Origin of the sequence: Nocardia alni, from assembly GCF_019038435.1 — a bacterium.
In the GTDB taxonomy this organism is placed as follows: domain Bacteria; phylum Actinomycetota; class Actinomycetes; order Mycobacteriales; family Mycobacteriaceae; genus Nocardia; species Nocardia alni.
The window spans coordinates 45,717-61,523 of sequence record NZ_JAGPOX010000027.1 but is presented as its reverse complement, the minus strand read 5'-3'; the positions used below and the strand labels follow the sequence as shown (position 1 = coordinate 61,523).

Here is a 15,807-nt window from a genome sequence, read left to right as displayed (position 1 = left end):
AATCTCAATCAGACATATGTGTTCAAAGGAGTAATCCGTCGCTCAGGCCGATCTTGTTACATGGAACCGACCAGGCCCGGCGGCCATGGCACGGCCTTCTGCTGAACTTCGCTGCTGAACACCGAACCAATCTACCGTCCACACACCGCATCCGGCGAAAAAGGTTCATAGCAACGATGCATCGACACAGCTGGCTGCCTCAACCCGCCGGAGACAGTAGTGCCTGGTGTCGCCGCGCGCGAACCGGGTGGCGTGCACCACTGTTTCCGGCGTCATCTCCTCGCCCGCGGCGTCGTCGCCGACCGGGCGATGTGATTCATCTCGCCGCTGTACGCGGCCGGGCGGGATCGTACAAATGGGACTGCGCACACCCCGGCAGGACGGCCAGCGCCCGCCCCACGAGCACGACCGCGGCCTGCCGCAGCCCCGCTTCCTCGACGCGGTCCGCGATGTCGGCGAGCGTGCCTCGCAGCACCAGCTCCCCGGGCTGGCTGGCGCGATAGACCACCGCGACCGGGCAGTCCGATCCGTATGTCGCGGTCAACTCCCCGGCGATCGCCCGAATACGGGTGATCGCCAGATGCAGCACCAATGTCGCCCGGGTTCGCGCGAAGTTCGCCAGTTCCTCGGACTCCGGCATGGCGGTGGATCGGGCCTGCGTGCGGGTGAGCACCACCGACTGCACCAGCTCCGGCACGGTCAGCTCCGTCCCGAGCACCGCCGCGGCCGCCGCGTACGCGGGCACCCCCGGCGTGACATCCCATTCGACCCCCGCCGCGTCCAACCGCCGCGCCTGCTCGGTCAGCGCCGAGTATATGGACGGGTCCCCTGAGCACAACCGGGCCACATCCTTCCCCTCGGCGTGAGCCCGCACACAGTGCCCGATGATCTGATCCAGATCCAGACCCTGTGTGTCGATCATCTCCGCATCCGGCGCACAGTGCGCCAGCACCTCCGGATCCAGATACGTCCCCGCGTACAGGCACACCGGAGACTCCCGGATCAGCCGCACCGCACGCACGGTCAGCAGATCCGCGGCCCCGGGTCCCGCCCCGATGAAGTGCACGGTCATGCGGGCGAGTGTAGGCACCGCCCGGACGGCCACCCCGGACGACCTCGGTCATCCGGGGCCGCCGCACCGAGTTCCTTACTTCTCACCGCCGATCCGCGCCCTGCCCCGGCCGGTCTTCCGGGTCCGGGGCGGGGAGGAAGCCCGAGTCGATGAAGTGGCCGATGTAGGCGTCCAGTGCCGCCGCGTCGACGGCAGGACACTGGATGTGCCGCGCGGCGAGTTCGGTGCGGGTGCGGGTGTCGTCGATCGGGAAGGCCACGCCTCCGTAGTTGCCGCTGACCAGCGCGGCGCGTACCAGGGAGTCGTCGCCCGCGGCATCCCGCGCCGCGGCCTGTTCGGCGAGTCTGGTCGCGATCTGCTCGACCGGGGCGATCGTGATCGGGATCCCGTGACGGCGCACGGCCTCGAAGATGTCCCGGACCACCACCGGCTGCTGGTTCACCAGGTGATAGGCGCTACCGGTCGCCGGTGATTCGGACAGTGCCACGATGGCCGCGCACACGTAGTTCACCGGCGCCATCGGCATCGCGGCATCGCCGGTATCGGGGGCCAGTCCCAGGATCGCGGCCGCCCGGATCATGTTCCAGAACGAGTCGTCGACACTGTTGACCCCCGAGCGCGGATCCCCGCACACCAGTCCCGGACGGTAGATACTCACCGGAACCCCGCGCTCACCGGCCTGGCGGACCAGTTGCTCGGCGACCCACTTGCTGGCCACATACCCGTTCGCGGACACCTCACCGGCGCTCACGTGTGCGTCCTCACGGCCGACGAACCGCAGCCCGGGGTTCGCCGGGATCACGGTGTTGGCGGTGGACACGAAATGCACGGGTTTGATCCGGCCGGTGGTCGCCAGGCGCACAACCTCCCGGGTGCCCTCCACATTCGCCGAACGCAGCCGCGCGTACGGCTCGATGTGATTGACCCGGGCTCCGACGTGATAGACCGCATCGATGCGCTCGGTCAGCAGGTCGTATGCGGATCTGTCCAGCCCGAAACCAGGCGCGGCCAGATCGCCCGCGACGGCCACGATCCGGTCCTGATCGGCGTCGTCCCAGATCTTGTACAGCTGCATGACGTCACGAATTCGCTTGTACGCCTGCTCATCATCACCGCCGCGCACCAGACACCACACCCGCACCGCAGTGGTGGAGAGCAGTTCCCGCAGCAGGTGCACCCCGACGAATCCGGTCGCACCGGTCAGCAGGACATCCTGCGCGGGCGTGACGCGCGCCGGTTCGGCTCCCGTGCCGTCGATCTCCGGCCCGAGGACGGCATCGGCCGCGATCGTCTCGGTGGCATCGGCCACGGCAGGAGCCGCCGCGTTGTCCGGATCGTCGATGCGGGCGGCCAGACCACGCACCGTGGGCGCGGTGAACAATGCCGCCATCGGCACGTCGCCGCCGATGCGGGCGGCCAGCGCACGCTGCACCGTGAACGCCAGCAGCGAGGTTCCGCCCAGGTCGAAGAAGTCATCCTCGGCGCCGACCCGTTCGACCGCGAGGACCTCGGCGAAGGCCTCAGCCACCGCCCGCTCGGTCACCGTCGCCGGCGCGACATACTCACGGACCCGGAACACCGGCCGCGGCAGTGCGCCGCGATCGAGCTTGCCGCTGGAGTTCATCGGGAAGGATTCCAGCTCGATGATGACAGCAGGCACCATATAGGGCGGCAGCACCTGCGCGAGCGACTCGCGCAGCACATCCACACCGGCCGCCGTTGCCTCGGGATCGGCGGCCGGTACCACGTAGGCGGCCAGCTGATCCCCGGTCTCCGAGGCCGAGACCACGACCACCGCCTGAGCCACGGACGGCTCGGCCAGCAGGGCGGCCTCGATCTCACCCAACTCGATCCGATGCCCACGGATCTTGGTCTGGAAGTCGGTGCGGCCCAAGTACTCCAGGACGCCGTCGGCACGACGACGCACCAGATCGCCGGTGCGGTACATCCGGGCTCCCGGCGGACCGTAGGGGTCCGCGACGAACCGGTCCGCGGTCAGATCCGCGCGCCGCAGGTAACCGCGCGCCAATTGGGTTCCCGCCAAATACAATTCGCCGACCACCCCGGCGGGCGTCAACCGCAGCCGGGAGTCCAGGACATAGGTGCGGGTATTCCACAGCGCCGCACCGATCGGCACCGTCGACCGATCGGCGGGCGAGGCGGGCCGATACGTCACCGACACCGCGGCCTCGGTGGGTCCGTACAGATTGTGCAGCCCGGCCTCGCACAGTGCGGCGAAGTCGGTGACGGTCCCCGGCGGCAACGCCTCACCGATGACGAAGACCTCCCGCAGGGACGCCAGCTGCTCCCGCCGGGCCGCGGCCAGGAACACCTGGAGGACCGAGGGAACGAAATCGGTGAGCGTGACCCGGTGTTCGTCGATCAGACCCGCGATATATCCGGGATCGCGCTGGCCGTCCGGCGCGGCCAGGATCACCCGCGCGCCCACCGACAGGGGTACGAAGAAACCCCACAGCGATACGTCGAACGTGGTCGCGGTCTTCTGCAGGTAGACATCAGCGGGCCCGAACGAATACTCCGCGGCCATCCATTGGATCTGGTTGGCGATCGCGCGGTGGGACACCGCGACGCCCTTGGGCCTGCCGGTCGACCCGGAGGTGAACAGCACATACGCCGGATGTTCCGGGCGCAGCGGCCCGCGCAGTTCGCCGGGGGCGACCGGATCGGCCGGATAGTGCGCGAGGTCGAGATCCGCGATGTCCACGACCCGCTGCTCCGAAGCCGAGATCGGGCCGTCGGGGGTCGTCAGCACGCATACCGGCTCGGCCGTGCGCAGCACGTAGGCGATCCGGTCGGCCGGGTGACTCAGATCCAGCGGCAGGTAGGCGCCGCCCGCGGCGATCACCGCGTACATCGCGACCACCAGCTCCACCGATCGCGGCATCGCCAGTGCGACAACGGATTCGGGCCCGATGCCCGCGTCGATCAGATATCGGGCCAGCCGGTTGACGCGCTCGTCGAATTCGCGATACGTCCACACCGTCCCGTCGTGTACCACGGCCACCGCCTCCGGCGCCGCGGCCGCCGCACGCCGGTACCCGTCCAGCAGCAGCGTCTCGGGGACCGGATGGGCCGTCTCGGCCGCATCCGACAGCAGCCGCGCGCGCTCGGCCGTATCGGTGAGGTCGATATCGCCCAACGCGGCGGCGGGGTCGGCGGCGATCGCCGAGAGCAGCCGCACGAAACGGTCCACGAAGTCCTGCACGGTCGCGCGGTCGAACATGTCGGCGGCGTAGGAGACCACACCGCCGATCCCGGCGGGCGCTCCCTCGAGGTCGTAGCCGTCGCCGATCATCCAGTGCAGATCGAACTGGGACACCTGCGCGCTGATCTCGAGCTGCGCGACCGACAGCCCCGGTAGTTCCAGAGGCACCAGTTCCATGTTCTGGAACGACAGCGCCACCTGATACAGCGGGTGCCGCCCCGGGGACCGGGCCGGGTTCAGCACGGTGACCAGCCGTTCGAACGGCACGTCCGCGTTCGCGAACGCCTGGATGTCGCTCTCGCGCTGACCTGCCAGCAGCTCATCGAAGCTCGCGGCCGGCCGGTAGCGGGTGCGGAACACCAGGGTGTTGATGAACATGCCGATCAGATCGTCCAGCACCTCATCGCCGCGCCCGGCGACCGGGGAGCCGATCGCGACATCATCCGATGCCGACAGCCGGGCCAGCAGCACCGCGAGCGCGGTGTGCACGACCATGAACAGCGTCGCCCCCTGGGCTCGTGCCAATTCCCGCAGCGCCGCATGGGTTTCCGCGTCGACCTCGACGGGCACCTGACCGCCGGCGGCGGACCGCTGGATCGGCCGCGGCCGATCCGAGGGCAGGTCGAGCTGGCCCGGCAGGCCTGCCAGCTCGTGACGCCAATAGGAGATCTGTTTGGCCAGCAGCGATTCCGGATCGTCTTCGGCGCCCAGCAGATCCCGCAGCCACATGCTGTAGTCGGCGTACTGCACCGCGAGCGGGGCCCACCCGGGGGCCTGACCGGCACACCGGGCCGCGTACGCGGTCATCAGGTCCCGGACCAGCGGGCCGAGCGAGGAGCCGTCGGCGGCGATGTGGTGCATCACCATCGCCAGCACGTACTCGCGTCCGGTACCGCTCGCGGCCGGGCCGAGATCGAACAGGGCGAGCCGGACGGGCACCTCGGTGGTGAGATCGAATGCCGTCGTGGCCAGCTCGGCGACCGCGTCCACCACCTCGTCGGGGGTGACGGTCTCGATCCGCAGCTGTGGAATCGCCTGCGCGGCCGGCAGAATCACCTGTACCGGGGCTCGGCCGGTGTCATCGGCGTACGGGTACACGGTGCGCAGGATCTCGTGGCGCTCCGCCAGATCCGCGGCGGCGGCCTGCAACGCCGCCGTGTCGAGGGTGCCGCTCACCCGCACCGCCATGGGCACGTTGTAGGCCACCGAGTCCGTATCGAGGCGGTTGAGCAGCCACATGCCCTGCTGCGCCGGGGACAACGGGATCCGCTCCGGACGCGGACCGGCGACAATCGCCGGACGACCGCCGCCGGACGCGTACTCGCTCAGCCGCGCCGCGACGCCCGTCACCGTCGAGGCCTCGAACAGCATCCGCACCGGGACCCGGGTGTCGGTCGCGGCCCCGAGGCGGGCCGCCAGCCGCGTGGCGATCAGCGAGTTGCCGCCGAGTTCGAAGAAGTCGTCATCGGCGCCGACCGGCATGTCGATATGCAGCAGTTCGGCGAATACACCCGCGACCAATTCCTCCAGCGGCCCCGCCGGTGCGCGGTATTCCCGGGTGCGCAGTGCGGGGGCGGGCAGGGCGGCCCGGTCGAGCTTGCCCACCGGGGTCAGCGGGATCTGTTCCAGCACAATGATATCGGCGGGAATCATATGCGCGGGCAGGCTGCCCGCGGCGAATGCGGCGAGTTCGTCGGTATCGACGGCCGCGCCCGGGGCGGCGTGCACATAGGACACGAGAATGGTTTCGCCACTGGGGAGTTCGTGCCCGATGGTGACGGCGAAATCGACGGTGTCGTGCCCGGCGAGGACCGCGTCGATTTCGCCGAGTTCGATGCGGAATCCGCGGATCTTGACCTGGAAGTCGTTGCGGCCCAGATACTCGATGGCGCCGTCACCGGTGCGGCGTACCAGATCCCCGGTGCGATACAACCGGGATCCGTCCGCGGTGAACGGGTTGGCGACGAACCGGGCTGCGGTCAACGCCGCTCGCGCGTGGTATCCGCGCGCCAACTGTGCACCGGTGATGTACAACTCGCCTACCGCACGGTCAGGTACCGGCGAGAGGCGATCATCCAGCACGTATTCGGTGACCGCCCGGATGGGCGCACCGATGGTAACCGGATCCCCGGCTGCCAACGGTGTGCTGATGTTGGTCATGATCGTGGTCTCGGTCGGCCCGTACCCGTTGTAGAACTCCCGGCTACGGCGCCCACCGATCGGCACCGCCCAGCGCCGCACCAACTCCGGCGGACACGCCTCACCACCAGCGATCACCACACGCAACTTGTCCAGGCCGTCCGGATCCACCGACGCCAGCGCGGCGGGGGTGATGAACGCGTGCGTCACCCGCTCCCTGCCTAGCAGCGCGGCCAGTTCCTGCCCGCCGTACACGCTCGGGGACACCACCACCATGCTCGCGGCCCCACCCACAGCCAACAACAACTCCAGCACCGAGGCATCGAACGACGGCGAAGCGAAAGCCAGCGTCCGTGCGCTGCTGGTCACCCGATACCGCTCACGCTGCTCGGCACAAAAACTCGACAACCCCGCCTGCGTGACCACCACACCCTTGGGCAAACCGGTCGACCCCGAGGTGTAAATCACATAGGCGGGATGCGCCGCCCGCAACGCACGGCGGCGGTCCGCGTCGGTGACCGGATCGACCGGATACTCCTCGAGCCGCCCGGTGACCTCGTCGCCGTCGATGGTCAGCCACGCCACCGAACCGGGGAGCCCGGCCGCCGCGGCCGCGACCGTCAATCCCAGCACCGCCCCCGAATCCGAGAGCATGTGTGCGACCCGCGCGGCAGGATAGTTCGGGTCCACCGAGACGAATCCGGCGCCGGTCTTCGCGATCGCCCACACCGCCAGCACCGACTCCGGTGACCGCGGGATCCCTACCGCCACCAAATCTTCCGGGCCGATACCCTGGTCGATCAGCAACCTGGCCAGCCGGGTCGAACGCTCATCCAACTCCGCGTACTCCCACTCGGCGAGTCGATCGGTCGCATCAGCGAAGATGATCGCGATACCGTCCGGATTCTCCTCGACCGCCCCGGCCAGCAACTCCGGCAGCAACACGACATCCGTGTCCTCCTGCGGCACCGGGGCAGCCGATGCAGCGGGTGCAATGGGTGCGGTGGGGTGAATCGGCGCGGCCAATACCCGATCGCGTTCGCCCTCGTCCAGGATGTCGATATCACCGAGGACGACACTCTCATCGGCGGCGACCGCGCTCAAGATCCGCTCGAACCGCCGACCCACCCCCTGGATCGTCGCCTCCTCGAAAAGATCTGTCGCATACGTGAACACCACCACCAGCTCATCGGGTGTCCCGTCTTCGGTGTAGCGCGGCTCGATGATCACCTGCAAATCGAACTTCGCTACCACCTCTTCCAACTCCACCCCGGAGATCGTCAAACCAGGCAACTCCAGCGAAGGCTGGGCGGTGTTCTCGAACGACAACATCACCTGGAACAACGGATTACGCGCCGCATCCCGCCCCGCAGCCACCAACTCCACGACCCGCTCGAACGGCACATCCGCATTGTCGAACGCCGACAGATCGACCTCACGCACCCGCTCGACCAACGCCGCGAAACTCCCGGAGCGGTCGACCTCGGTACGCAATGTCAGGGTGTTGACGAACATCCCGATCAGGTCATCCAGTGCCGCCGCGCCGCGCCCGGCGATCGGGGTGCCGACTGCGATGTCGGATCCACCACACATCCGGGCCAGCAGCGTCGCCAACGCGGCATGCACCACCATGAACATCGACGAATTACGTTCACGCGCAATCCGATCCAAACCCTGATGGACCAGCGCGGGCACCACCACCACACTCGAGGCGCCGCGCATCGAGGCACGCGCCGGACGCGGACGATCCGGCGGCAACTGCGCGGCCTGCGACACCCCTGCCAGGGCCTCACGCCAGTAGGTCAGTTGCCGGGCAGCGATGGAGTTCTCATCCTCTTCGACACCGATGACCTCGCGCTGCCAGAGCGCGAAATCGGCGTACTGCACCGGCAACGCAGACCAGCCCGGCGCGGTGCCCTGCGCGCGTGCCAGATACGCCGTCGCCAGATCCCGCGCCAACGGCGCCATCGACACACCATCCGCGCAAATATGGTGGGCGACCACCACCAGCAAATACTCATCCGCGCCCGGACCTGAGAACAACCCGATCCGCACCGGCGGATGCTCGGTCACATCGAACCCGGCGGACAACATGCCGATCACCCGCTCACGCAGATCCCCCGATGCCGCCTCGACCGGCAACCCACCCGGCAACGTCTGCGCCGCCGACAAGATCTCCTGACGCGGCACCCCATCCGGGCCGTGCACCGGGAACCGCGTACGTAGTGCCTCGTGCCGCTCCAGCACATCCACCACGGCCTGCCCCAACGCCGACACATCCAGATCACCGGTCAACCGGATCGCGAACGGCATGTTGTAGGAAGCAGACTCGGTATCAACCTGATTCAGCACCCACATCCGTTGCTGCGCCAGCGACAGTGGCACCACCTCGGGCCGCTCCACCCGGACCAGAGCAGGCCGATCCGCACCCGAGCCCGAACCCGCCGCGATGGCAGCGGCCAGATCCGCCACCACGGGCGAATCGAACAACATCCGCACCGACACCCGCACACCCAACGCGGCACTCAACCGAGCCGCCACCTGAGTAGCCACCAACGAGTTACCACCGAGAGCGAACAGGCCGTCGCTAGCCCCCACCCGGCCCACACCGAGCACATCGGCGAACACCCCGGCCACGATCTCCTCGACCGGCGTCGACGGCGCACGATACTGCCTGGCCGCGAGGACCGGGCGCGGCAACTCCTTGCGATCCAGTTTGCCGCTGGAATTGAGAGGAAACTCGTCCAGCTCGACGATCGTTGCCGGAACCATGTACGCGGGGAGCCGCGCCGAAAGCTCCGAAAGCACTTGCGCCGGTTCCACCGTGACCCCGGGGGCAGGCACCGTGTACGCCACCAGCTGGTCGCCGAGTTCCAACGACACCACCAGGACGGCGGCCTGACTCACCGAAGGCAATGCCAGCAGCGCCGATTCGATCTCACCGAGCTCTATCCGCTGCCCTCGCAGCTTGACCTGGAAGTCGGAACGGCCCCGATACTCCAGTACCCCGCGCCCGAGTTCCGGCGTGGTCGAGTCCTCCGTACCACCCCGCACATGCCAGACCACCAGATCACCGGTTCGATACATTCGCTCACCGGACCCGAACGGGTTGGCCACGAACCGGTCCGCGGTGAGGTCCTCACGCGCCAGATAGCCCCGGGCCAGCTGGTCGCCGGCCAGATACAGCTCACCCACCACTCCGGCCGGAACCGGCCGCAACCGCGAATCCAACACGTAGACACGGGAATTCCACTGTGGCAGACCGATCGGCACGGTCGCGAGCTCCGCGCCGGTGGTCTGCCAGTAGGTGATCGAGACCGCGGCCTCGGTGGGCCCGTACAGGTTGTGCACCGACGCGTCGGAGATCGCCCGCATCGCGGCCACGGTCTCGGGCGGCAGCGCCTCGCCGATCACGAACACGTCGCGCAAGGTCGGCACCGCACCGGCCGCGGTGTTCGCGGCGAACACCGTCAGCATCGACGGCACGAAGTCGGTGACCGTCACCCCCTGCGCGGCAATGGTTTCAGCGATGTACTCCGGATCGCGATGCCCGTCGGGAGTGGCGACGACCAGTTTCGCGCCCACACTCAGCGGCAGGAACCAGCCCCACAGCGACACGTCGAAACTCGTCGCGGTCTTCTGGAAGTAGACGTCGTCCGTGTCCAGCGGGTAGTGGTCCAGCATCCATACGATCTGGTTGTGTATCGCCGCGTGCGAGACCGCGACGCCCTTCGGCCGCCCGGTCGAACCCGAGGTGAAGATCACATACGCCGGGTTGCCCGGGCGCACCGGTCGCAGCAGTTCCTCGGCGCGCACCGGCGCGCCGTCCACCTCACCCAGGTCCAGGGTGTCGAGGTACATCACCGCGATTCCGTCCGGCACGGGCACGGCGTCCGCGTGGGTGGTCAGCAGGCACTGCGGCCGCGCGATCGCCAGGATGTGGCCGTTGCGCTCGTCGGGGTGATCGGGATCCAGCGGCACGTAGGCGCCACCGGCGACCAGAATCGCGTACATGCCGACGACTTGATCCAGGGAGCGGCGAATCGCCAGACCGCACAGCGATTCCGCGCCCACGCCGCGCGAGATCAATACCCGCGCAAGACGATTGACTCGCTCGTCGAATTCCTTATAGGTGAGCGCGGCGCCCTCGTGAACCACGGCCACCCGATCCGGATATTCCCGCACCGCACGGTGATAGCCGTCCAGCAGCAACCCGGGTTCCACGGGATGCCGGGTGTCGTTCCAGTCCAGCAGAATACGATCCTGCTCGCCGGGCAGCATGACATCGATGTCGCCGACGAGAACATCCAGGCCGTCCGGCTCCCCGGCCAGCGCCTCGAGCACCCGGATCATCCGCGCGGCAAGGGTTTCCACCTCGTCGGCCGACAGCCGACTCGCCAGATGCTTCCAGGTCAGCTCGATGGTCTGCCCGGCGCCCACCAGGAGCGTCAACGGGTAGTGCGTGTCGTTGTTGATGCCGACACCGGTGACCGATACGCCATCGATCGAACTCGCCGCGGTGATCGCGTCCCGGTCGATCGGATACGACTCGAACACGATCAGAGTGTCGAAAAGCGCTCCGGCGCCGGCGATACGCTGAATATCGGTGAGACCGACGTGGTGGTGGTCGAGCAGTTCGGCCTGCTCGCGCTGCAGCCGCGTCAGGAAGTCGCCGACCGTCGACCGGTCGGAGACGGTGACGCGGACCGGCACCGTATTGATGAACAACCCGACCATGGACTCCACGCCGGGCAATTCGGCCGGTCGACCGGATACGGTCGCCCCGAAAACCACCCGGTCGCGGCCGATGAGCCTGCCGAGCAGGATGCCCCATGCCGCCTGGACCAGGGTGTTCACGGTGATACCGAGTTCGCCGGCGCGCCGGACGAGCCGACCGCTGCGGTCGGCGTCGATCTCGGTGACCAGGGTGCCGACCTCCTGGTGTTCGGCGGTGCGTGGCTGTGGCGCGAGCAGGGTCGGCTCGTCGACATCGGACAACGCCGTCGCCCACACCCGCAGCGACTCCTGCGTGTCTCGCCCGGTCAGCCAGCTCAGGAAGTTGCGATAGGACGCGCTCCTGGGCAGCGCGGACCGATCACCGCGAGACGCGTACAGCATCAACAGATCCCGCATCAGCAGCGGCATGGACCAGCCGTCGAGCAGGATGTGGTGGAAGGTCATCAGCAGATGCCACTGTCCGGCCGCGTCGTCGGCGATCGAGTTCATCCACCCCGCCGGCTCACCGTCCCCCTTGGTGCGATACAGGGTCAACCGCATCAGCGGCGCGGCGGACATGTCGAACGGGGCGATCATGTCCGCCTCGGTCGACCGCTGTAGTTCGGCGGCCTGCTCGGACGCGGGCAGATGCGTGAGATCCACTACGCGCCAAGGCACCTCGACCCGATCCAGGATCACCTGAACGGAACGGCCCTGGGCATCGGTGACGAATGCGGCCCGCAGGTTCGGGTAGCTGTCCAGGATCGCCTGCCCTGCCGCCCGCAGCCGGGCGGCATCGACGGCGCCGGTCAGCTCGATTCGCGCCTGCATGATGTAGGGGTCGACGCTCTCCACCATCAGCGCGTGGAACAGCAGACCGGACTGCAACGGGGACAGCGGCCAGACCTCCGACAACGCCGGATAATTCCGTTCCCACACCTCGATGTCCGACTGATCGGCATGCACCAGCGGCAGATCCGACGGCGTCAGACCACCGGCATCGTGCCGGTGCGCGTGCCGGGCCAGCGCGCTCAGCGCGTCGGCCCACAGATCGGCGAACTGCTGCACCCGCTCCCGCGACAACAGCCCCGACGGGAAGGCGAACGACGCACTCAGCTGCGGCCCCTCCGCCGTGTCGACGACGGTCGCGGTGATGTCGACAGCACCGTTCGCGGGCATATCCGGATCCATCTCGGCGTCCAGTTGCCCCAGCTCGCCCACCGGCATCCAGCCCAGCTCACCCAGCTGCCGGGGCAATCCACCCGGCTCCACACGACCCGGATACACCACACGACCCAGATAGTTGAAGCTGATCTGCCCCGCGGTCCCGTCCAACTGCGCGGCGGTCTCCGGGTTCAGGTAGCGCAGCAGGCCGTAGCCGATCCCCGCGTCGGGGATCGCCAGTAGCTGTTCCTTGACCGATTTCACGATGTCGCCCATGGTTTTTCCACCGGCGAACGCCTCGTCGAGGTCCGCGCCCTTCAGGCCCGCGAGATCCAGCCGGACCGGGTAGGCGCTGGTGAACCAGCCGACCGTCCGGGACAGATCCGCGCCCGCGACAACGGCCTCCTCGCGACCGTAGCCCTCCATCGCGATCAGCGCCGTACCGCCGGATGTTTCCCCGCGCCACCGGAACACCGCCAGCGCGAGCGCCGACAGCAGGCCGTCGTACACGGCGCCGCGATACAGGTTCGGGATCTCGGTCAGCACCGCATCGGTCACCTCCCGCGGCAGGCTCACTCGAACCCGGTCGACGGTGGCGAGAGTGTCGACCGCCGGATCGAAGGCACGCGTGCCGACGAGCGGATCGGTATCGTCGATATTGTTACCGGAAGCCGAAACCTCCTGCCAGAACGGCAGTTCCGCGATACGGGCCGGCTCCTTCGCCGCGTCGGCCAGGGCGTGCGCCCAGCGCCGCATCGAGGTTCCCACGGCCGGCAGCGCCACCGGTTGGCCCGTCGACAGCTGCGACCAGGCCACCGCCAGGTCCTGAATCAGCGTCCGCCAGGACGCACCGTCGATCACGACCTGGTGCGCGACGATCAGCAACACATCGCGACGGCCGGTGGCGACCGGCTCCGCGGATTCGCCGGTGGATCCGGCCGATTCGGTGCAGGCGAACCAAACGAATTGCAGCATCACCGCATTCGACGGATCGAGTCGTCCCAGGGCCGCGTCGTATTCGACGCCCGCCCGCCGCGACAATTCGGCATCGTCGATGTCGGCGGGGAGCTCGACCTGATGCACCAGAGCGCCGACATCCACCGCGCCCGGCTCCAGGGCCTCGAAAGTCCACGGGGTGCCCCCCGCGGATTCGCCCGCCACAGGACCGCTGCCGCTCAACCGAATACGCAACGCATCATGGTGGCCCACCACGGCATCGATCGTCGCGACCAGCGTCGGCAGATCAATGCCGTCCGGCAGCCCGAGCGTCATCGACTGCGAGAACCGCCGATACGACGAGCCACTGGTCAGTCTCGCCGCCATGATCGGCGTCAGCGGAATCTCACCCACCCCGCCACCGGGCAGTTCCGCCAGCCGCTCCTGCTCCGATTCCCCAGCGAGCGCGGCGATCTCGGCCAACGACTCGACGGTGCGATAGTCGAATACATCCCGGGTGGTGAACGTCAGACCGCGCGCCTTGGCCCGAGCCACCAGTTGGATCGACAGAATCGAATCGCCGCCCAGCGCGAAGAACGAGTCGTCCAGACCGATCCGCTCGACACCGAGCAACTCGGCGAACAACTCGGCGATGAGCGTCTCGACATCGCTGACCGGCGCCCGGAATTCGCGGCCCGCCAGGACCGGTTCGGGCAGCGCGTCACGATCCAGCTTGCCGACCGCAGTCAACGGGATCTCATCGAGCACCACGATCGCGGCCGGAATCATGTACGCCGGCAACGACTCCGCCAGAAACTCGGTCAACACACCGGTATCCGGCGCAGACCCCGCCCGCGGCAACACATAAGACACCAACGCGGTCACACCCGACGGCAACCTCCGCCCCAACGTCGCCGCGAACTCGATATCGGCATGACCGGTCAACGCATTGTCGATCTCACCGAGCTCGATCCGGAAACCACGGATCTTCACCTGAAAATCCGACCGACCCACATGCTCGAGGAAACCACCCGCACCATCGGACTCGATGCGGCGCACCAGATCCCCGGTGCGATACAACCGCGCACCACCGCTCGCACCACCGAACGGATTGGCCACGAAACGCTCCGCGGTCAACCCCGGACGGCCCAGATAGCCCTGCGCCAACCCGGGACCAGCCAGATACAACTCACCCATCACCCCCGCAGGCACCGGACGCAACCGCGAATCCAGCACGAACGCACCAACGCCCGCAATAGCCGAACCGATCGTGATGGGCCCGCCGGGTACCAGCGGCGGGGTGCTGGTGGCCAGAATCGTCGCCTCGGTAGGCCCGTAACCGTTGTAGAACTTGTGCTTACCGGCCCAGCGGGCGACCAGTTCCGGCCCGAACCTGTCACCGGCGACCACCACGGTCTGGAGGTCGTCGAGGCCGTCCGAGTCGACCGATTCCAGTGCCCCGGGGGTGATGAGCATGTGCGTAACACGCTCGCGCCGAAGCAGATCCGACAACCCGGAACCACCGAACACCGAGGGCGGCGCGATCACCAGCGTCGCACCGCAGGAGAAAGCCAACAGCAACTCGAGCACCGAGACATCGAAGTTCGGCGAACAGACGTGCAGGACTCGCGATTCTTCGGTCACCCCGTAGTGTTCGCGCTCAGCGGCCACCAGTCCTGCCAGACCGGCGTGCGAGACCACGACGCCCTTGGGTTTTCCGGTCGACCCCGAGGTGTAGATGACATACGCGGGATGCCGGTGATCGACCGNACGCACCCGATCGGCATACGACACCGGATGCCCCGCCCGCCCCGCGATCAGCCCGGCCTGCCCCGGCTCGTCCAGCTCGATCCACTCCACACCCGCACCGAACACCGGCCGATACCCCATGGTGGTCAACCCCAGCACCGCACCCGAATCCGACACGATATGCGCGATCCGCTCCGGCGGATACCCCGGATCCACCGGCACATACGCCGCCCCGGTCTTCGCCACCGCCCACACCGCCAGCACCGACTCGATACCGCGAGCGATACCGATCGCCACCACATCCCCCGCACCCACCCCACGCGCGATAACCTCACGCGCCAACCGCGAGGACAACTCATCCAACTCGCGATAGGTCAACTGCCGATCATCGGCCGGATCACCGGACGGACTGAACCGGACCGCGACCCCATCGGCCACCGACTCCGTAGCGGCCACCAGCAAATTCCCGAAGAGAATATCGCCGCGACGACGACCACGTGCGGGACGACGATCCCTAGCCAATTTCGACACCTCTCACATACGCCGAGCAGGCCCGCCGCCCGCCGCCTTCGCCGTCAGCCCGCCGGTCCAACCCGAAACCTCACTTCCGGAACGCCGCAGGGCGCTCCCAGCGACATGCCCACGCCGACGCCGAGATGTATCCAGTGTGACGTGTGGCAGTCGGACTGCCTCGAATCTCAATCGGACGGGCATGCGCGCCCACAGGAGATAACCGTCGCCCGGACCGATCCCGTTACCGGGAAAGGGTCACGACCGTCGGCGGCCCGCTGGATTGTACGCATGG

General features: G+C 68.0%; 1 protein-coding gene and 3 pseudogenes. All 4 read right to left on the bottom strand.

Annotated features, from left to right (window positions below; genetic code table 11):
• Window positions 1-316: 316 nt before the first annotated feature.
• A complete protein-coding gene (gene cobM / locus JZ791_RS13320; protein WP_216894618.1) occupies window positions 317-1,072 on the bottom strand; it encodes a precorrin-4 C(11)-methyltransferase in 756 nt (251 codons plus the stop codon).
• Between the two features lie 82 nt (window positions 1,073-1,154).
• Window positions 1,155-2,270 (bottom strand): annotated as a pseudogene (locus JZ791_RS47190) (SDR family oxidoreductase); the annotation flags it as partial.
• A gap of 135 nt (window positions 2,271-2,405) precedes the next feature.
• Window positions 2,406-7,382, bottom strand: a pseudogene (locus JZ791_RS47185) (amino acid adenylation domain-containing protein); the annotation flags it as partial.
• A gap of 99 nt (window positions 7,383-7,481) precedes the next feature.
• Window positions 7,482-15,476 (bottom strand): annotated as a pseudogene (locus JZ791_RS47180) (amino acid adenylation domain-containing protein); the annotation flags it as partial.
• Window positions 15,477-15,807: the final 331 nt, after the last annotated feature.

Excerpts from the sequence above, each read along its gene's own strand:
- cobM (WP_216894618.1), bottom strand. The coding sequence starts at position 1,072 with ATGACCGTGCACTTCATCGGGGCGGGACCCGGGGCCGCGGATCTGCTG.